Source organism: Kitasatospora sp. NPDC052868, assembly GCF_044547105.1.
Taxonomy (GTDB): Bacteria; Actinomycetota; Actinomycetes; order Streptomycetales; family Streptomycetaceae; genus Kitasatospora.
The window spans coordinates 1-20003 of sequence record NZ_JBITZW010000001.1; the positions used below are offsets into that span (position 1 = coordinate 1).

The 20003-nt window shown below is 73.0% G+C and carries 13 protein-coding genes; 11 read left to right on the forward strand and 2 right to left on the reverse strand.

The genetic code is table 11. The features are described 5' to 3' along the window. Positions 1-260: 260 nt before the first annotated feature. On the reverse strand, positions 261-1790 hold the full coding sequence (locus ACIGZJ_RS00005; protein ID WP_396455098.1) for a chitinase: 1530 nt from the start codon (positions 1788-1790) through the stop codon (positions 261-263). 381 nt (positions 1791-2171) lie between these two features. Between ACIGZJ_RS00005 and ACIGZJ_RS00010 the strand changes: the two genes are divergently transcribed. The 8 genes from ACIGZJ_RS00010 (at position 2172) to rodA (ending at position 10984) form a co-directional block, all read left to right on the forward strand. Next, positions 2172-3563, forward strand: a complete 1392-nt coding sequence (locus ACIGZJ_RS00010) for a bifunctional folylpolyglutamate synthase/dihydrofolate synthase (protein WP_392926964.1) — start codon at positions 2172-2174, stop codon at positions 3561-3563. A 1-nt stretch (position 3564) separates the two neighbouring features. Continuing rightward, positions 3565-3900, forward strand: coding sequence for a DUF4233 domain-containing protein (locus tag ACIGZJ_RS00015; protein ID WP_396455100.1), 336 nt, complete (start codon positions 3565-3567; stop codon positions 3898-3900). 134 nt (positions 3901-4034) lie between these two features. Continuing rightward, the gene (gene ndk, locus ACIGZJ_RS00020) at positions 4035-4448 is read left to right on the forward strand and encodes a nucleoside-diphosphate kinase (RefSeq protein ID WP_387939689.1); all 414 of its coding nucleotides are present in this window, start codon (positions 4035-4037) and stop codon (positions 4446-4448) included. Positions 4449-4761: 313 nt separating this feature from the next. Beyond that, a complete protein-coding gene (locus ACIGZJ_RS00025; RefSeq protein WP_392928275.1) occupies positions 4762-5787 on the forward strand; it encodes a rod shape-determining protein in 1026 nt (341 codons plus the stop codon). A gap of 93 nt (positions 5788-5880) precedes the next feature. After that, positions 5881-6831: a rod shape-determining protein MreC gene (gene mreC / locus ACIGZJ_RS00030; RefSeq protein WP_396455102.1), complete on the forward strand. Its 951-nt coding sequence runs from the start codon at positions 5881-5883 to the stop codon at positions 6829-6831. A 3-nt stretch (positions 6832-6834) separates the two neighbouring features. Further along, the gene (gene mreD, locus ACIGZJ_RS00035) at positions 6835-7476 is read left to right on the forward strand and encodes a rod shape-determining protein MreD (RefSeq protein ID WP_396455104.1); all 642 of its coding nucleotides are present in this window, start codon (positions 6835-6837) and stop codon (positions 7474-7476) included. Between the two features lie 56 nt (positions 7477-7532). Next, a complete protein-coding gene (gene mrdA, locus ACIGZJ_RS00040) occupies positions 7533-9788 on the forward strand; it encodes a penicillin-binding protein 2 (protein WP_396455106.1) in 2256 nt (751 codons plus the stop codon). After that, positions 9785-10984 (forward strand): rod shape-determining protein RodA, encoded by a 1200-nt coding sequence (gene rodA / locus ACIGZJ_RS00045; RefSeq protein ID WP_396455108.1) that lies wholly within the window; start codon positions 9785-9787, stop codon positions 10982-10984. Before mrdA ends, rodA begins: the two co-directional genes overlap by 4 nt. A gap of 105 nt (positions 10985-11089) precedes the next feature. Here rodA and ACIGZJ_RS00050 read toward each other — a convergent pair whose 3' ends face one another. Next, positions 11090-12397 (reverse strand): M14 family zinc carboxypeptidase, encoded by a 1308-nt coding sequence (locus ACIGZJ_RS00050; RefSeq protein WP_396455110.1) that lies wholly within the window; start codon positions 12395-12397, stop codon positions 11090-11092. Between the two features lie 491 nt (positions 12398-12888). Between ACIGZJ_RS00050 and ACIGZJ_RS00055 the strand changes: the two genes are divergently transcribed. The 3 genes from ACIGZJ_RS00055 (at position 12889) to ACIGZJ_RS00065 (ending at position 19955) form a co-directional block, all read left to right on the forward strand. Next, positions 12889-14850, forward strand: a complete 1962-nt coding sequence (locus ACIGZJ_RS00055) for a TIGR03960 family B12-binding radical SAM protein (protein ID WP_396455112.1) — start codon at positions 12889-12891, stop codon at positions 14848-14850. A gap of 282 nt (positions 14851-15132) precedes the next feature. After that, the gene (locus tag ACIGZJ_RS00060; protein WP_396455114.1) at positions 15133-15933 is read left to right on the forward strand and encodes a TIGR03936 family radical SAM-associated protein; all 801 of its coding nucleotides are present in this window, start codon (positions 15133-15135) and stop codon (positions 15931-15933) included. A 398-nt stretch (positions 15934-16331) separates the two neighbouring features. Next, positions 16332-19955 (forward strand): ribonuclease E/G, encoded by a 3624-nt coding sequence (locus ACIGZJ_RS00065; RefSeq protein ID WP_396455116.1) that lies wholly within the window; start codon positions 16332-16334, stop codon positions 19953-19955. The last annotated feature ends 48 nt before the right edge of the window (positions 19956-20003 follow it).

Below are 20003 nucleotides of genomic sequence, written 5' to 3' on the forward strand. Positions count from 1 at the left end.
CAGGGCGCCATCGAGGGCGACGACGACGAGTAGGCCCGTACACCGCCGCGGGGCCCCCCCCCCCCCCCCCGGGGGGGGGGGGGGGGGGGTTTGGGGGGGGGGGCCCAGACCCCCCGGGGGGGGTCGGGGGGGGGGGGGGGGGGGGGGGGGTGGTGCGGCGCTTTGGGGCCGCGTCGGCGCGGGGGGGCTCGCGGCCGGCCGGCCGGGGCGGCGGGGGGCCGGGGGGGGGCCCCCCCCCCCCCCCGGCCCCGCCGCGGTGCCTACGGCATCGCGTGCAGGTGCGAGCCGACGGTGCCGGCGATCCCGCCGCCCGCCTTGGCGTCGTGGTTGGTCGACCAGGTCATCGCCCCGCCGATGCCGGGCCACCTGGTGTCGGGCTTGAAGCTGCCGCAGTTGGTCCCCGCGGCCAGGCAGTCCAGCGCGTTGTCGACCACGCCCGGGCTGACGTACCCGCCGCCCGCCGCGCTGGTGGAGGCCGGCACCCCGAGCCCGACCTGGTCGGGCCGCAGCCCGCCCTTGAGCTGGATGCAGGCCAGCGCGGTCAGGAAGTTGACGCTGCCCTGGGAGTAGACCTGCCCGTCGCAGCCGAGCATCGCGCCGGAGTTGTAGTACTGCATGTTGACGATGGTGAGGATGTCCTTCACGTTCAGCGCCAGCTTGAAGTACTCCATCCCGGTCGACTGCATGTCGATGGTCTGCGGCGCCATGGTGAGGATGAAGCCCTTGCCGGCCTTCGCCGCCAGCGTGTGCAGGGCCTGGCCCATGTAGGTGGCGCTGACCCCGTTCTCCAGGTCGATGTCGATCCCGTCGAATCCGTAGGTCTGCATCAGCGTCCAGGCGGTGTTGGCGAAGGTGGTCGCGGAGGCCGAGCTGTTGACGGAGACGGTCCCGTTCTGGCCGCCGACCGAGATGATCACCTTCTTCCCGGCGGCCTTCTTCGCCGCGATGTCGGCCTTGAACTGGGCCTCGGTGTAGCCGCCGAGTCGGGAGGACAGCGTCGGGTCCAGGGTGAAGCTCAGGCCGCCGGGCGTGCTGGTGGCGTCCGCGAAGGAGACCGCGATGATGTCGTACGCGGCCGGGACGTCGCTGATCCGCTGCACGGTGGCGCCGTTGTCGAAGTTCTGCCAGTAGCCGGTGAGCAGGTGTTTGGGCAGTCCGGGCCGGTCGGTCGGCGTGTCGGTCGGCGTGGGGGTGGCCGTCGGCGACGGGGTGGCGGTCGGGGACGGGGTCGGCGTGGTGGCGGTCGGGGAGGGCTTGGGGTCGCCCGGGCCGAGCAGCGAGACGTCGTCGGCCAGGAAGGCCGGCTGCCCGTACCAGCCGTGCAGGTAGACGGTGACGCTGGTGGTGGCCGCCCCGGTGGTGAAGGTGGTGCTCAGCTTGGACCAGCCCGTCGCCCCGGGTGTCCAGGTGCTCGGGTCGGTGCCGCCGGTGCCGCGTGCGCCGAGGTAGACGTACGACCCCTGGACCCAGCTGCTCAGGGTGTACGTCGAGGAGGGCTTCACGGTGACGGTCTGGGTGCACTCGCCGGTCGAGCTGTTGCCCGGGGTCGAGCGCAGCGAGAACGATCCGGAGTGGGCGGTGGGCGTCTCGGGTGCCGCGGAGGAACAGGCCCATCCGCCGAGGTGGTTGCCGTCCTCGAAGCCGCCGTTGCCGATCAGTTCGACGTCGGTGGCGGCGGCCGCACCGGTGCCGGTGGCGAGGACGAGGCCGCTCAGGCCCACGGCGATCGCGGAGGCCGCGGCGAGCAGCGTGTGGACGGCGCGGGGGCGCCGGAGTCGGACAGGTGGCATGACTCCATCTCCTGTGGGGGGAGACCGTCGGCTCACGTGGGGGAGAGCCGTCCGGGTGTCGATGGTGCGGGAGCTACCGACAACTCAAGTCCCTGTCGGGGGAGGAGACTTGCCCTCACAAGGTGGAGTAGACCAATCCGGCTGTCAAGAGTGCCGGTCCGGCCGCGGCGCCCCTGGACGGTCGTGGCGTGCGGCCTCGGGCGCGGGGAGGTCGCGTTCTGTTGATCGAAGGCGCTCCGGCGTCCGCGGGTGCGAATCGACGCCCCTTTGTGCGCGAAACCGGCGAAACCGATAGCAAATAAGCGGAAAACGGAAAGTCCGGGCAAAGCGGCCGCCCGCACCCCGTGAGGAGAGCCCGCCGCCGCTCCGTAGACTGTGGTGGTGAGCGACAAGGCCGACCCGAACCCGTACACCGTCCGCCCCGCCGAAGGCGGGCCCGGCGACGCCCTGCGCGACGTCGAGCTGGAGCTGGCCAAGCGCTGGCCGGAGAACAAGCTGGAGCCCTCGCTCGACCGGATCGAGGCGCTGATGGACATCCTGGGCCAGCCCCAGCGGTCCTTCCCCTCCATCCACATCACCGGCACCAACGGCAAGACCTCCACCGCCCGGATGATCGAGCAGCTGCTCAACACCTTCGAGCTGCGCACGGGCCGCTACACCAGCCCGCACGTGGAGTCCGTCACCGAGCGGATCACCCTGGACGGCTCCCCGATCAGCCCCGAGCGCTTCGTCGAGGTCTACCGGGACATCGAGCCCTACGTGGGCATGGTCGACGAGCGCGAGCCCGTCGCGATGTCCTTCTTCGAGGTGCTGACCGGCATGGCGTACGCCGCCTTCGCCGACGCGCCGGTGGACGTGGCCGTGGTCGAGGTCGGCATGGGCGGCTCCTGGGACGCCACCAACGTGATCGACGCCGCCGTCTCGGTGATCACCCCGATCTCCCTGGACCACACCGACAAGCTGGGGGAGACCACCGGCGAGATCGCGGTCGAGAAGTCCGGGATCATCAAGTCCGGCGCGGTCGCCGTGGTCGCCCAGCAGCAGCTGGACGCCGCCCAGAACATCCTGCGGCGCGCCGTCGAGGTGGACGCCACCGTGGCCCGCGAGGGCATGGAGTTCGGCGTGCTCCGGCGCGAGGTCGCCATCGGCGGCCAGCTGGTGACGCTGCGCGGACTCGGCGGCGAGGAGTACGAGGACGTCTTCATCCCGCTGCACGGCGCCCACCAGGCCCAGAACGCGGCGCTCGCCCTGGCGGCGGTCGAGGCCTTCTTCGGCGTCGGCGGCGCGCGCGGCGGACAGCTGGACGTGGACAAGATCCGCCAGGCGTTCTCCGGTGTCGCCTCGCCGGGCCGCCTGGAGGTCGTCCGCCGCAGCCCGACGATCATCCTGGACGCCGCGCACAACCCGGACGGCGCCCAGGCCACCGTCACCGCGATCGGCGAGTCCTTCGGCTTCACCCGGCTGGTCGGCGTGATCGGCACCAGCGGCGACAAGGACGTGGCCGGCCTGCTGGAGGCCTTCGAGCCGATCCTCGCCGAGGTCGTGGTCACCCAGAACTCCACCCACCGCGCGCTGGACGTGGACCGGCTCGCCGCGGTGGCCGTCGAGATCTTCGGCGAGGACCGCGTCCAGGTCGAGCCCCGCCTGGACGACGCCATCACCGCGGCCGTCACCCTCGCCGAGGAGGAGGGCGACCTCGGCGGCGCCGGCGTGCTGGTCACCGGTTCGGTCATCACCGTGGGCGAGGCCCGCCTGCTGCTCGGGAGGAAGTGACATGAGGACGCTCTGCTCCTCGACGCTGATCGGTGAGGCGCTGCTGGTGATGTTCGCCGGGCTCGTCGCGATGCAGCTCTCGGACGTCCCCACGGCCACCGTCTGGACGGTCAGCGGCATCGCGATGGCACTCTGCGTGCTGCTCTGCGGAATGATCAACCGCCCCGGCGCGGTGGCGGTCGGCTGGGCGCTGCAGATCGGCCTGATCGCCAGCGGCTTCATCCTGCCGACCATGTTCGGCCTGGGCGTCGTCTTCGCCGGCCTGTGGTGGTGCTCGGTGCACTACGGCCGCAAGGTCGACGCCTTCAAGGCCGCCCGGGCCGCCGCCGAAGCCTAGCCGGGCTCCCGTCGCAGGGCCGGCGTCCGGACCTCGCGTGAGCAGCCCCGGGCGGCCATCCGGGCTGCTCACGCAAGGTAACCTCTGGGGTAGTCGCATACCGCACGCCGAACCGATTCCCCAGGAGACGCACCGTGTCCCAGCGCACTCTCGTCCTGCTGAAGCCCGATGCCGTCAAGCGCGGCCTGGCCGGCGAGATCATCAGCCGCATCGAGCGCAAGGCCGGCTGGCGGCTGGCCGCCGTCGAGCTGCGGACCTTCGACCGCGCGACGCTGGAGCAGCACTACGAGGAGCACGTCGGCCGCCCGTTCTACGAGCCGCTGCTGGAGTTCATGACCTCCGGTCCGTCGATCGCCCTGATCGTCGAGGGTGAGGAGGTCGTCCCCGGCATCCGGATGCTGGCCGGTGCGACCAACCCGCTGGAGGCCGGCGCCGGCACCATCCGCGGCGACTACGCCACCATCACGCGCGAGAACCTGATCCACGCCTCCGACTCCGAGGCCTCCGCCGAGCGCGAGATCAAGATCTTCTTCCCGGCACACGCCTGACCGGCACACGCCTCGGGACCTTCGGGTGCCCCGGTCGGGACCATTGGCCCGGCCGGGGCATTCTTATCGTGAAATAGGGAACCAGGGACTCCGACACGGCGTCCCAATGCCCGGAGAAGCGATCACGCTCCGGACAATGGACGGTATGCCCCACGTCGACGTCCGTACTGACCGGCGTGACTACGATGGACGCGACTCAGGGCCCGGTACGGCTGATCAGCTGGTGTCCGCCCATGCGGTGGGCGCGTGTTCCTCGTCCACCCCCGCAATGACTCCGAGCCCGGGAAGGCATCCACACCCCATGGCCAACAACCTGTCGTTCATCGGCCGCGACTTGGCGATCGACCTCGGAACTGCCAACACGCTGGTGTACGTCAGGGGCAAGGGGATCGTCCTCAACGAGCCGTCGGTGGTCGCGGTCAACACCAACACCGGCGGGATCCTGGCGGTCGGATCCGAGGCGAAGAAGATGATCGGCCGCACCCCGGGCAACATCGTCGCCATCCGCCCGCTGAAGGACGGTGTGATCGCCGACTTCGAGATCACCGAGCGGATGCTGCGCTACTTCATCCTCAAGATCCACCGCCGCCGCTACCTGGCCCGCCCCCGCGTCGTGGTCTGCGTGCCCTCGGGCATCACCGGAGTCGAGCGCCGCGCCGTGATCGAGGCCTCCTCGCAGGCCGGCGCCCGCCAGGTGCACATCATCGAGGAGCCGATGGCGGCCGCGATCGGCGCGGGCCTGCCCGTCCACGAGGCCACCGGCAACATGGTGGTCGACATCGGCGGCGGCACCACCGAGGTCGCCGTGATCTCGCTCGGCGGCATCGTCACCGCGCAGTCCATCCGGGTCGCCGGCGACGAGCTGGACAACGCGATCGTCCAGCACATCAAGAAGGAGTACTCGCTGCTCCTGGGCGAGCGCAGCGCCGAGCAGATCAAGATGAGCATCGGCTCCGCCTTCGCGCTGGAGGGCGAGAAGGACGAGCACGCCGAGATCCGCGGCCGCGACCTGGTCAGCGGCCTGCCGAAGACCGTGGTGATCTCCGCCGCCGAGGTCCGCGAGGCCATCGACGAGCCGGTCAACTCGATCATCGACGCGGTGAAGACCACCCTCGACCAGTGCCCGCCCGAGCTGGCCGGCGACGTCATGGACCGCGGCATCGTGCTCACCGGCGGCGGCGCCCTGCTGCGCGGCCTGGACGAGCGGCTGCGCCGCGAGACCGGCATGCCGATCCACATCGCCGAGAACCCGCTGGACTCGGTGGCACTCGGGTCCGGCAAGTGCGTCGAGGAGTTCGAGGCGCTCCAGCAGGTACTCGACGCCCAGCCGCGCCGTTAGCACAACCGACAGACCTGACAGTCAACTGAACGGCCCCCGCCCGGGCCCACGGCCCGGGTGGGCGGCCAGGTACGAAGGGGCAGTACCAGCACCGTGAGGGACACACGAGAGAGCCGGCTGCTGCTCATCCTGCTGGTGGCCGTCGCCTTCGCGCTGATCACCGTGGACATCAAGGGCGGTGAGAGCTCCCCGCTCGGCGGCGCCCGGCGCGTCGCCGCCGGTGTCCTCGGCCCGGTCGAGCGCGGCGCCGCCACCGCGGTCGACCCGGTGGCCGACACCGTCCGCGCCTTCCGCGACGCGGCCACCCACAGCGGCCGCACCGACCAGCTGGCCCGTGAGAACACCGAGCTGCGCCAGAAGCTCGCCTCCTCCGACATGGCGGGCGGGCGCACCAAGCAGCTGGACGACCTGCTGCGCACCGCGGGCGCCGGCGGCTACACCGTCAAGGCCGCCCAGGTGATCGCGATCGGCCCGGCCCAGGGCTTCTCCTGGACCATCACCATCGACGCCGGCAGCGACGACGGCCTCACCCGGGACATGACGGTGATCAACGGCCAGGGCCTGGTCGGGCGGATCACCACCGTCGCCCCGACCACCTGCACCGTGCTGCTCGCCTCCGACCCCGGCTTCAGCGCCGGCGCGCGGCTGGAGGGCAGCGGCGAGATCGGCTTCGCCTCGGGCGGTGGCACCAGCTCCATGAAGGTCTCGCTGCTCAACGGCAAGGCCCAGGTGAAGGAGGGCGACCGGCTGGTCACCTTCGGATCGCAGAGCGGCCGCCCGTTCGTGCCCGGCGTCCCGGTCGGCAAGGTGGTCCAGGTCGAGGCGAACCCCGGCCAGCTCACCAAGACCGTGCTGGTCGAGCCGTTCGTCCAGTTCACCCGGCTCGACCTGGTCGGCGTGGTGGTCGTGCCGCCGCGCGCGGACCCGCGCGACGCCGTCCTGCCGCCCGCGCCCGCCGCGCAGGGCCAGGCCCCGGCGGCGCCCGCCGCCCCCGTGGCCCCGGCCGCCGCGGTACCGCCCGCCAAGCCCTCCGGGGGGAACTGAGCCATGCGCCTCGCCCGCATCCCCGTCTCCGCCGTGCTGATCCTGCTCGGCCTGATCCTTCAGGTCAGCGTCTTCGGCCGGCTCCAACTCCCGGGTGCCACCCCCGACATACTGCTGCTCGTGGTGGTCGGCCTGGCCATGGTGTACGGGCCGACCGGCGGTTGCCTGGTCGGCTTCGCGGCCGGACTGCTCGCCGACCTCGCACCGCCGTCCGACCACGCGATCGGCCGCTACGCGCTGGTGCTCTGCCTGATGGGCTACGCCGCCGGGCTGCTGCGCCCCGACCACGGCCGGCAGCGCTCGGTCTCCAGCGCGCTGCTGGTGGTGGCCGTCGCGGCGGTCGCCTCGACCCTGCTGTACGCGATGGTCGGCGCCCTGGTCGGCGACACCGCCGCCCGCCATGTGGGCCTGGGCAGCCTGGTGCTCACCGCCGTGCTGTACGACCTGCTGCTGGCGCCCTTCGTGGTGCCGGTGGTGATGCTGGTCGGGCGCCGCTTCGGGAAGGACCCGGTGGCCGCCGCCGCCGGGACCGACGAGGGCGGCCCGGGCCTGGGCACGCTGTCGCGCTACCGCACCACCCGTGAGGCCTCCTCCGGGCCGGGCTACAAGAAGCGGCGCTCGCTCGGCTTCGCCAAGCGCCCGTAGGCCACCGGCCCCCTGTACATGAATTCCGGACCCCAGCACTCTGGAGCGCACGAGACGTGAGCAACATCCCCGAGACCGGCCGTACCCGGCGGGTGACGATCCGTCTGGTGGTGCTGCAGATCCTGGTGCTGTCGCTGCTCGCCACCCTGGGCGGACGGCTCTGGTACCTGCAGATCCGCAACGCCAGCGTCTACACCGCCAAGGCGACCGGCAACCACATCCGCGAGGTGGTCGAGCCCGCCGTGCGCGGCGAGATCCTGGACGCCTCGGGCCGCATCCTGGCCGGCAACGAGACCCGGCTGGTGGTCTCGGTCAGCCGGACCTCGCTGCTGCAGCAGAAGGACGGCGGCAAGGCGGTGCTCGGCCGGCTCGCCGAGGTGCTCGGCATGCCCGCCAAGGACGTCCAGGAGAAGGTCCGGCTCTGCGATGCCAAGACCCCGCAGCCCTGCTGGAACGGCTCGCCCTACCAGCCGATCCCGGTCACCAAGGAGGCGACCACCCAGCAGGCGCTGCAGATAATGGAGCGCCGCGAGGACTTCCCCGGGGTGACCGCGCAGCCCACCGCCGTGCGCCACTACACCGGCGTCGAGGGCGCCAACATGGCCCAGGTGCTCGGCTACCTCTCGCCGGTGACGGACGAGGAGGTGAGCAAGACCGCCGACAAGACCGGGCTGGACCGCTACCTGCCCGCCGACCAGATCGGCCGGGCCGGCCTGGAGTCGGTGTACGACCGCGACCTGCGCGGCACCGCCGGGATCACCAAGCTGGAGGTGGACAACCTCGGCCGGGTGATCGGCAACGCCGGGATCGTCGAACCGAAGACCGGCGACAACCTGGTCACCAGCATCGACGCCCGGGTGCAGAAGGTCGTCGAGGACAACCTGGTGCAGGCGATGGCCGACGCCCGGAAGACCTTCGACAAGGTGACCAACCGCAACTACGAGGCCGACTCCGGCGCCGCCGTCGTGATGGACGTGCACACCGGGCGGATCGTGGCGATGGCCAGCGCCCCGACCTACGACCCCAACCTCTGGCAGGGCGGCATCTCGGGCAAGGACTACCAGTCGCTGACCAGCAAGGAGTCCAACTTCCCGCTGCTGAACCGGGCCATACAGGGTCAGTCCGCGCCCGGCTCGACCTTCAAGGTCATCTCCACCACCGCCGCCGTGCAGGCCGGCTACTCGCTGGACGGGACGTACCCGTGCCCGAAGAGCCTGACCATCGGCGGCCGGGAGTTCAAGAACTTCGAGAGCGAGAACTTCGGTTCGATCTCGCTGGAGAAGGCCCTGGAGGTCTCCTGCGACACCGTCTTCTACGGGCTGGCGTACGACCAGTGGATGAAGGACGGCGGCATCAAGCCGAAGAAGGAGACGGCGGACTGGTTCTACAAGACCGCCCACCAGTTCGGCCTCGGTGCCAAGACCGGGATCGACCTGCCGAGCGAGGTCACCGGCCGGGTGCCGGACCGGCAGTGGAAGCAGTCCTTCTACGACAACAACAAGGACGCCTGGTGCAAGCAGGCGGAGAAGGGCGGCACCACCTTCTCCGACCAGATCGCCCGGGAGAACTGCGTCGACGGCTACCAGATGCGGGCCGGTGACTCGGTCAACTTCGCGATCGGCCAGGGCGACACCCTCGTCACCCCGATCCAGATGGCCCGGATCTACTCGGCGCTGTCCAACGGCGGCACGTTCTACCGCCCCACCGTCGCCAAGGCGGTGATAAGCCCGAGCGGGGAGCTCGTCCGCGAGATCGCCCCGCACGAGGACGCGAAGTTCCCCGGCGACCAGAAGCTGCTGAGCTACATCGACCAGGCCACCGCGGGCGTCGTCACCGGCGGTACCGCCGCGTGGAAGTTCACCGGCGCGGGCTGGCCGCAGGGCAAGATCGAGCTGCACGCCAAGACCGGCACCGCCGAGGTCGAGGGCAAGCAGACCACCTCCTGGCTGACCACCTACAGTCGCGACTACGCGGTCGTGATGACGATAAGCCAGGGCGGCACCGGCTCCGGCGGCTCCGGCGACGCCGTCCGCCGGATCTACCAGGCGCTGTACGGCGTGGACGACAAGGGCAACGTGGACAACGGCAAGGCGCTGCTGGCCAAGCCGCAGGCGGAGCTGCCGAAGTTCAACCCGGACGGCACCGCGATCCTCAAGCCGGCCGCCTTCACCGAGGCCGGCGACCCGGGGGCGGCCGGCGCCGCGCCGCGGGTCTTCCTGGACCCGGCGCAGCCGGTCGACCCGTCGGCCCTCCACACCGCGGCGTACGCCGCGCTCGAACCCAACCGGGGCACCGGAAGGAGCCGGGTATGACCTCGTACGGCTCGTACCGCCAGCTGCGGCTCGTCCCGCAGCGCGGCGGGGTGTCCAGGGCCCTCGCCAAGGACTCGCCGCTCTGGCGGCTGGACTGGATACTGCTGCTGGCCGCGCTGATCCTGTCGCTCGGCAGCTCGCTGCTGGTCTGGTCGGCCACCCGGGGGCGGGACTCGCTCACCCACGGGGACCCGCAGTACTTCCTGTTCCGGCACCTGACCAACGTGGTGATCGGGCTGGTGCTGTGCGCGGTGGTGATAGCGATAGGGAGTCGGCGCTTCCGGACCCTGGTGCCGTTCCTGTACATCGGTGTGATCCTGCTGCTGGGCGCCACGCTGAGCCCGCTCGGCTCGACCATCAACGGCCAGCACTCCTGGATCCAGCTCGGCGGCGGCTTCTCGATCCAGCCGGCCGAGTTCGCCAAGCTGGCGATCGTGCTGGCGATGGCCGTGGTGCTCTCCGACCAGGTGGACGCGGGGGAGCGGGAGTTCCCCTCGCACCGGGCGGTGTTCCGCGGGCTGGTCTGGGCGACGCTGCCGATGGCGGTCGTCATGCTGATGCCGGACGCCGGCTCGGTGATGGTGATGGCCGCGATCGTGCTGGGCATCCTGCTCGGCTCGGGTGCGGCCAACCGCTGGGTGCTCTGCCTGCTGCTGACCGGCACGGCCGGCTGTGTGGCGGTCTGGAAGCTCGGGGTGCTGAGCAAGTACCAGATCGACCGCTTCGCGGCCTTCGCCAACCCGGCGCTGGACCCGTCCGGCGTCGGCTACAACACGGCGCAGGCCCGGATCGCGATCGGCTCGGGCGGGCTGACCGGCAAGGGGCTGTTCCACGGGACGCAGACCACCGGCCAGTTCGTGCCGGAGCAGCAGACCGACTTCGTGTTCACCGTGGCCGGTGAGGAGCTGGGCTTCCTCGGGGCGCTGGCGATCATCCTGCTGGTCGGGGTGGTGCTCTGGCGGGCCTGCCGGATCGCCCGGCACGCGACCGACCTGTACGGCACCATCGTGGCGGCCGGGGTGATCGCCTGGTTCTCCTTCCAGGCGTTCGAGAACATAGGGATGTGCCTGGGCATCATGCCGGTCGCGGGCATCCCGCTGCCGTTCGTGTCGTACGGCGGGTCGTCGATGTTCGCGGTCTGGCTGGCGATCGGGCTGTTGCAGGCGGTGCAGAGCCAGCGGCCGATAGCGGCCTGACGAGCCGGGCCCCCGGGGCCGGTCCGGATCTCCGGGCCGGCCCCGCCGCTTTGCCCCGACCCGGTGCGGTGCGACCCGGCGCGGTGCGGCTTCGACCGTCCGGCGTCAGCGGTCCGGGGCGAGGCACTCGGCGGCGGCGAACACCGCACGGGTCTGGTGGGTGATCTGGGTGTCGACCGGGACCCAGCGGGCGCCGAAGCGGTGGCGCAGCCGGTCGGAGCTCTCGGCGACGATCCGCTCGGCCCGCCGCCGGGCGGCGGCCACGGCCGGTCCGTCGGTGTCGGCCAGCAGCCGCAGCAGCATCGACGCCACCCGCAGCGGGATCCGGTCCGCGGCGATCCCCACCGCGGCGACCCGGGAGGCCGAGAGCGGCCGGGGGCACCACCGGGCCAGCCACTCGTCCGCGAGCCGCGGGCAGACCCCCAGATTGAACTCCGCGGTGCGCACCAGCGGGCCGTAGGCCGCCCCGGCGTGCGCCGGGACGTGGTCGAGCAGGGCGGTCAGCTCCTCGGCGCGGTCCCGCAGCGACCGGGCGGCGGCGCCCACCGCGCGGGCGACGTCCGGGTGCGGCCGGGTGTCGCCGACCGCCTCGACCGCCCACATCGGGACCTCCAGCACGGCCGTCACCCCGCCGTGCCGCCCCGCGTACGACCAGGTGGACAGCGCCGGATCGTCCGGCAGGGCCTGGGGGAGGCCGCCCCGGCCGGGCTCCGGCAGCACGTAGGTGCCGGGGGCCGGGCTCTCCCAGCCCGCCGCGTCGTACGCGTCGACGTCCAGCGGGATGCCCGCGCGCGCCACCGACCGGGCGAAGCGCTCGGCCAGGCCGGGGACGGGCCTGGTCAGCTGGACGAACGCGCCGCCGAAGTCCACGCCGTGCAGCGAGCACTGCAGGAACGGGCGGAGCTCGTCGATCAGACCGGTCAGCACCAGGCTCTCGGGCAGCGGCGCGCGGCCGGAGCCGGCCGAGGGCAGGAACTCCGGCTGCTCCTCGTAGGCGGGCCGGTAGAAGTGCTCGTAGTGCCGGCGCAGCGTGAGCGGCCCGTCCAGCCAGCCCTCGTTGAGCGCCGCGCCGTCCGGGTCCAGGCAGAGCAGGACGTGCCAGGGCACGCCCGCGCCGCCCGGCGGCACCGGGCGGCGCAGCAGCTCGCCCGCGATCCGCAGCGCGCTCGCCGGTCCGACCGGCTCGTTGGGGTGGGGCCCGCCGACCACCAGCACGCCGCCCGGGCCCTCGCCCACCGAGACCAGCACCAGCGGCCGCCCGGCGCGGGAGCGGCCCACCTCGCGCACCCGGCAGCGGTCGGGGTGGAGCCGGGCGAGGCCGCGGGCGGCGGACACCGCCTGGGCCACCGTGGGATACCGGTCCGGGCGCGGCGGCAGCGCGGCGTGGCTCAGCCGTCGACCGGTGTCGGTCATGACTCTCCTTGCCTCGGTCTCGGGCGGCGGACCCGGGGCGCCCGGTCCTGGCGGGTCGCCGGTGGCGGCCCCGCGTCCCCTCCGGCCCGGCCGTGCCCCTGCGGCCCCCGCCCGCGCCGCCCGCGCCGCCGGCCTCGGCCGGGGCGGCCGGCGCGGGTTGCCGCGTGCATGGCCAACTTCCTTGCCCCGATGGTGTGCAGGACCTCCCGGCGGAGCCTTGCCAGTAGCGCACGGGCCGTCCGAGCGTGTCAATGACCGTTGTTCCCGGGATGGTGGGGCGGTGTCCACGTGGCGGGGTGCGCGCGGTCGCCGGGCGCCGGGCACGGCGCGTGGCCGAGCGGTCGCGCGGACACCGGCCCGCGCCGTCGGCCCGGTCGGACCGCCCCGGGATTCGGCTACCCTTGAGGGTCACCCCTCCCAGCCGTCGCCGACCGTCCCGATCGGGATCGGATGCGCGCGACACCTCTCATCGTCGTAAGGGTTCCTAGTACATGACTGTCGAATCGGTCTTCCCACGCCTGGAGGCCCTCCTCCCGCACGTCCAGAAGCCGATCCAGTACGTCGGCGGCGAGCTCAACTCGACCGTCAAGGACTGGGACGCCTGCGACGTCCGCTGGGCGCTGATGTACCCCGACGCCTACGAGGTGGGCCTGCCCAACCAGGGCGTCATGATCCTCTACGAGGTGCTCAACGAGCGCGAGGGCGTGCTGGCCGAGCGGACCTACAGCGTCTGGCCGGACCTCGAGGCGCTGATGCGCGAGCAGGGCGTCCCGCAGTTCACCGTGGACGCCCACCGCCCGGTGAAGGCCTTCGACGTGTTCGGGCTCTCCTTCTCCACCGAGCTCGGCTACACCAACATGCTGGCCGCGCTCGACCTGGCGGGCATCCCGCTGGAGGCCCGCGACCGGACCGACGAGGACCCGATCGTGCTGGCCGGCGGCCACGCCGCGTTCAACCCCGAGCCGATCGCGGACTTCGTGGACTGCGCGGTGGTCGGCGACGGCGAGCAGGCCGTGCTGGACATCACCGAGATCATCCGCGCCTGGAAGGCGGAGGGCCGCCCGGGCGGGCGCGAGGAGCTGCTGCTGCGCCTGGCGCGCACCGGCGGCGTCTACGTGCCGCGGTTCTACGACGTGGAGTACCTGGCCGACGGCCGGATCGCCCGCGTGGTGCCGAACGCCCCCGGCGTGCCGTGGCGGGTCTCCAAGCACACCGTCATGGACCTCGACGAGTGGCCCTACCCGAAGCAGCCGCTCGTCCCGCTCGCGGAGACCGTCCACGAGCGGATGTCCGTCGAGATCTTCCGCGGCTGCACCCGCGGCTGCCGTTTCTGCCAGGCCGGCATGATCACGCGCCCCGTGCGGGAGCGAAGCATCACCGGCATCGGCGAGATGGTCGAGCGCGGGCTGAAGGCGACCGGCTTCGAGGAGGTCGGCCTGCTGTCGCTGTCCAGCGCCGACCACACCGAGATCGCCGACGTGGCGAAGGGGCTGGCCGACCGCTACGCCGAGGACAAGATCGGCCTGTCGCTGCCGTCCACCCGGGTCGACGCCTTCAACATCGACCTCGCCAACGAGCTGTCGCGCAACGGCCGCCGCTCGGGCCTCACCTTCGCCCCCGAGGGCGGCAGTGAGCGGATGCGCAAGGTGATCAACAAGATGGTGTCGGAGGAGGACCTGATCCGCACCGTCTCCACCGCGTACGGCAACGGCTGGCGCCAGGTGAAGCTGTACTTCATGTGCGGCCTGCCCACCGAGACCGACGAGGACGTGCTGCAGATCGGCGAGATGGCGAAGAACGTCATCCAGAAGGGCCGCGAGGTCACCGGTCAGAACGACATCCGCTGCACCGTCTCCATCGGCGGGTTCGTGCCCAAGCCGCACACCCCGTTCCAGTGGGCCCCGCAGCTGTCCGCCGAGGCCACCGACGCCCGACTGGCCAAGCTGCGCGACTCCATCCGCGGCGACCGCAAGTACGGCAAGAACATCGGCTACCGCTACCACGACGGCAAGCCGGGCATCGTCGAGGGCCTGCTCTCGCGCGGCGACCGCCGGATCGGCGCCGTCATCCGCGCGGTCTACGACGACGGCGGCCGCTTCGACGGCTGGCGCGAGCACTTCTCCTACGACCGCTGGATGGCCTCCGCCGAGAAGGGCCTGGCCGGCACCGGCGTCGACGTGGACTGGTACACCACCCGTGAGCGCACCTACGAGGAGGTGCTGCCCTGGGACCACCTGGACAGCGGCCTCGACAAGGACTGGCTCTGGGAGGACTGGCAGGACGCCCTGGAGGAGGTCGAGGTCGACGACTGCCGCTGGACCCCGTGCTTCGACTGCGGCGTGTGCCCGCAGATGCAGACCGAGATCCAGATCGGCCCGACCGGGGTGAAGCTGCTGCCGCTGGCCGTGGTCAACTCCGGCGGTGGCGCGGGCACCGCGCACTCGCATGGGTGAGAACCCGGCGGTCGAGCGGGGCTGAGATCCCGGTCACAGCACAGGAGCCCTTCCCGGCCTGCCGGGGAGGGCTCCTCCGCGTGTCGGCGCCGTGCGCGGCCCGGAGCGTCGCGGGCAGCCCGCCGACCAGGGGCGGAGTGCGGGGGGTTCGCGGGCGCGTACCCTTTGAGATGACAGAGTCCGGACAGTGGCGGAAAAACGCCGCGCCGGACGCGGACAACTGACTAAGGACTGAGCGACCTGGCACGCCGTACGCCCGACGGTCCGCCGCCCGCACCGACGGTGCAGCGGATCCGTCTCCGCTATACCAAGCGCGGCCGGCTCCGCTTCACCAGCCACCGCGACTTCCAGCGCGCCTTCGAGCGCGCGCTGCGCCGGTCGGCCGTGCCGATGGCCTATTCGGCAGGCTTCACGCCGCACCCGAAGGTGTCCTACGCCAACGCCGCCCCCACCGGGGTGGCCAGCGAGGCGGAGTACCTGGAGATCGGTCTCGCAGCCGTCCGCGACCCGGAGGCGCTGCGCGCACAGCTGGACGAGTCACTGCCGAACGGCCTGGACGTCATCGACGCGGTCGAGGTCCGGACGCCGAACTTCGTGGAGCGCCTCGAGGCCTCCGAGTGGCAGGTCCGGCTGGACGGCGTCACCCCGGAGGAGGGGGCCCGCGCGGTCGCCCTGTTCCTCGCCGAGGAGCGGGTCGAGGTCGAACGCCGGACCAAGAACGGTCTGCGGGTCTTCGACGCGCGCGGCGCGGTGGCGGCCCTCGAAATCCTCCCGCCGCAGGTCGACGGCGGTACGGACACGGACGGCGGGGGGCCCCGCGATGTTCGGACGGGCCGTGCCTGTGCGATACTGCGCCTGGTAGTACGACACGCCACACCCGCCGTACGACCCGACGACGTATTGTCCGGTCTCCGTGTGACGGCCGACCTGGCGCCGCCGGTCCCCGCAGAGGTGACCAGGCTGGCGCAGGGGCCGCTCGACGAGGAGACCGGCACGGTGACCGACCCGCTGGCGCTCGACCGCGCCGCGGCCCCGGCCGGCCCAGTGGCGGCCGGCGAGCCGCGCGCAACCGCGTCCGCCTAGCGGGCGGAGGCCGGGCTCCAGTACCAAACTGGGCCCGATGGTCCTCCAGGCCCCCGCGGCTCCCCAGGGGAGCGAGCGTCGTCGAAGCACAGGCCGGCCTCTTGTGGCCCGCCGACCCGGATGGTCGGTGGGCCCGAGGACCCCGTCCGGGAGCCACCCGGGGTTGGGGGACGGCACAGCTTGGGAAAACCTCAGAAGACTGGTCAGACCAGAAGACTTTCGACACCCCGCCGAGTGCGGGGCGCCGAGCGAGACTACGAGCCCCTGTGCGGCCTCGCGTCCGCACGGCGGCACCGTGAAAGGGTCCGGCCCGAGCATCGTCCGCGATGCCGGCCGGCCGCCGGTGCCCAGCCGTGCCTGGATACGGAGCCCGGGGGCCTGACGGGAGATCCACCCGCATGCTCGATAACACCGATCCGCAGAACGCGGACCAGAACGAATCCGCCGTGACCGGTGGCGACGGCGCGTCCGCCGCGCCGCCGCGCCGCCGCCGCCGTGCGGTGTCCCGCCCGGCGGGCACCCCGCAGGGGGCCGCCACCGAGGGCGCCGAGACGGTGGTCCCGGTCGAGGCCGCGGCCGCCGAGGCACCCGTCGAGGCGCCCGCCGCCGAGCCGGTGGCGGAGAAGCCCGTCCGGGCCCGTCGCACCCGCAAGCGTGCCGAGGCCCCCGCCGGGGCGCCCGAGGCCAGCCCGATCGTCGTCAGCGCGCCCGAGGCCGCCGAGGCGCCCGTCGAGGCCGCGCCCGTCGAGGCGCCCGCCGCCGAGCCGGTGGCGGAGAAGCCCGTCCGGGCCCGCCGCACCCGCAAGCGTGCCGAGGCCCCCGCCGGAGCGCCCGCCGAGACCGCGGCCGAGGCCCCCGTCGAGGCGCCCGCCGTCGTCGTCGAGGCCCCCGTCGAGACCGCGCCCGCCGCCGAGGAGGCCCCGGCCGCGCCGGCCCGCCGCCCGCGCCGCCGCCGTGTGGTCGAGGCCGCGCCGGTGGTCGAGGCCCCGGTCGAGGAGCCCGCCGCCGAGGAGGAGCCGGTCGAGGAGGAGCCGCAGGCCGAGGAGGCTCCCGTCGCGGAGGCCGCGCCCGCCGCTCCCGCCCCGGTCGCCGTCGAGACGCCGGCCCCCGCCGCCGAGTCGGCCCCCCGGGCCCGCCGCCGTGCGGTCCGCCCGTCCACCGCGATCTTCCAGGCCCCGGTCTTCCAGGAGCCCGCCCCGTTCGTCGCCGCGCAGCAGCCGGCCGCCCCGGCGGCCGTGGAGCCGCAGGCCCCGGCGCAGGCCCCCGTGAAGGCTTCGGCGAAGTCCTCGGCGAGGTCCTCGGCCAAGGCCCCGGTGCAGGCTCCGGCCGTGGCCGCCGGCGGGACCGAGGAGGACGAGTACGAGTACAGCGGCGTCGGCCGCCGCCGCCGCACCCGCACCCAGGTGCGGGTGCAGGCTCCGGCCCGCCGCCAGAAGCCCGCGGTGGTCGAGGCCCCGCCGGCTCCGCCCGCCCCGCCGGCCCCGGTCGAGGAGCCCGTGGTCGAGGTCGAGGCCCCCGTCGCCGGTCCCGGCCCCGAGGTCGAGGACGAGTGGGAGGACGGCCGTCCGTCCCGCCGTCGCCGCCGGGGCGGCCGCCGCCGCCGTCGCGGCGAGGCCGAGGACTTCGAGGCCGAGGCCGCCGAGACCGAGCAGCCCGCCGAGCAGCCGGCCGCCGCCGTCGACGAGGACGAGGAGGGTGACGAGGACGACGACCTGGCCTCGGGCCTGGCCTCCTCCCGCCGCCGTCGCCGCCGTCGCCGCCGCAGCGGTGAGGCCGGCGCCACCGAGGCCGCCGAGACCACCGAGGACGGCGTCCGCACCGTGGTGAAGGTGCGCGAGCCGCGCCGCCGCTCCACCGAGCCGTCCTTCGACCCCGACGAGGTGCAGTCCATCAAGGGCTCCACCCGTCTGGAGGCCAAGAAGCAGCGCCGCCGCGAGGGCCGCGAGCTGGGCCGCCGCCGGGTGCCGATCATCACCGAGGCCGAGTTCCTGGCCCGCCGGGAGTCGGTCGAGCGCGTCATGGTGGTGCGCCAGAACGGCCAGCGCACCCAGATCGGCGTCCTCGAGGACGGCGTGCTGGTCGAGCACTACGTCAACAAGGAGCAGGCCACCTCGTACGTCGGCAACGTCTACCTGGGCAAGGTCCAGAACGTGCTGCCGTCGATGGAGGCCGCCTTCGTCGACATCGGCAAGGGCCGCAACGCGGTGCTGTACGCCGGTGAGGTCAACTTCGGCTCGCTGGGCGGCCACGGCGGCCCGCGCCGGATCGAGTCGGTGCTGAAGTCCGGCCAGTCCGTGCTGGTGCAGGTCTCCAAGGACCCGATCGGCCACAAGGGCGCCCGCCTGACCAGCCAGATCTCGCTGCCCGGCCGCTACCTGGTGTACGTGCCCGAGGGCTCGATGACCGGTATCTCCCGCAAGCTGCCGGAGAACGAGCGCGCCCGTCTGAAGCAGATCCTCAAGAAGATCGTCCCGGACGACGCGGGCGTCATCGTGCGCACCGCCGCCGAGGGCGCCTCCGAGGAGGAGCTGACCCGGGACGTCCAGCGCCTCCAGCAGCAGTGGGAGGAGATCCAGAAGAAGGCCGCGACCGGCAACGCCCCCGCGCTGCTGTACGGCGAGCCGGACATGACCGTCCGGGTCGTCCGCGACATCTTCAACGAGGACTTCACCAAGGTCATCGTCTCCGGCAACGAGGCGTGGGACACCATCCACGACTACGTCTCCAACGTCGCCCCCGACCTGGCCGAGCGCCTGACGCGGTGGACCTCCGAGGTGGACGTGTTCGCCACCTACCGGATCGACGAGCAGCTGATGAAGGCGCTGGACCGCAAGGTCTGGCTGCCCAGCGGCGGTTCGCTGGTGATCGACCGCACCGAGGCGATGGTCGTCATCGACGTCAACACCGGCAAGTTCGTCGGCCAGGGCGGCAACCTCGAGGAGACCGTCACCCGGAACAACATCGAGGCGGCCGAGGAGATCGTGCGCCAGCTGCGGCTGCGCGACCTCGGCGGCATCATCGTGATCGACTTCATCGACATGGTGCTGGAGTCCAACCGGGACCTGGTGCTGCGCCGTCTGCTGGAGTGCCTGGGCCGGGACCGGACCAAGCACCAGGTGGCCGAGGTCACCTCGCTGGGCCTGGTCCAGATGACCCGCAAGCGGGTCGGCCAGGGCCTGCTGGAGTCGTTCTCGGAGCCGTGCGTGCACTGCAACGGGCGCGGCGTGATCGTGCACATGGAGCAGCCGAGCGCCCACGTCCACTCCGGTGGCGGCCAGGCCGTCGCGGCCGGCGAGGCGGGCTCGGGTGGCGGCAAGCGCCGGCGCCGGGGCAAGGGCGGTGCGGCCCAGGAGGAGCCGCAGGCCGCCGTCGAGTCGGACGTCGAGGTGCTGGAGGAGTCCGAGCGCGAGGAGATCGAGGGCCAGCTCGCGATCGAGGTGCCGGTGGCCGAGGCCCCGGCCGAGGTCGTGGCCGAGCCGGTCGTCGCCGAGCAGCCGGCCCCCGTCGAGCCGGCTCAGCCGAGCCTGGTCGAGATCCCGGCCGCCTCCGCGGCGCCCGCCGGCCGTACCCGCCGCCGTGCGGTGCGCAAGGCGACGGCTCCGGCCGGTGCGCCCGCCGAGGCCGAGATCGTGGTGCTGCAGGCCCGTGCCGACGCGGCGCTGCAGGCGGCCTTCGCGGCAGCCGAGGCGCCGGAGGAGGCCCCGGCCGAGACCGTTGCCGAGACGCCCGCAGAGGTGCCCGCCGAGGCCGGGCCGACCCCGGTCGAGGAGACCGCGGCCGCCGCCGGGGCCCCCGTCGAGGAGGCCCCCGAGGCCGCCGTGGAGGAGGCCGTCGAGGAGGCGCCCGCTCCGAAGAAGCGGGCCGCGCGCAAGACCACCGCCAAGAAGACCGCCGCCAAGAAGACCACGGCGACGGCGACGGCGGCGGCCAAGAAGACCACCGCCCGCAAGACCGCGACCAAGCGGACCAGCGCGGCGGCCAAGAAGGCCGCGGCCGCCGAGGGTGATTCGGCAGCCGAGTAGTGCCCGCGGTCCGGGGGGCGGGTGACCGTCCGCCCCCCGGCCCGTACG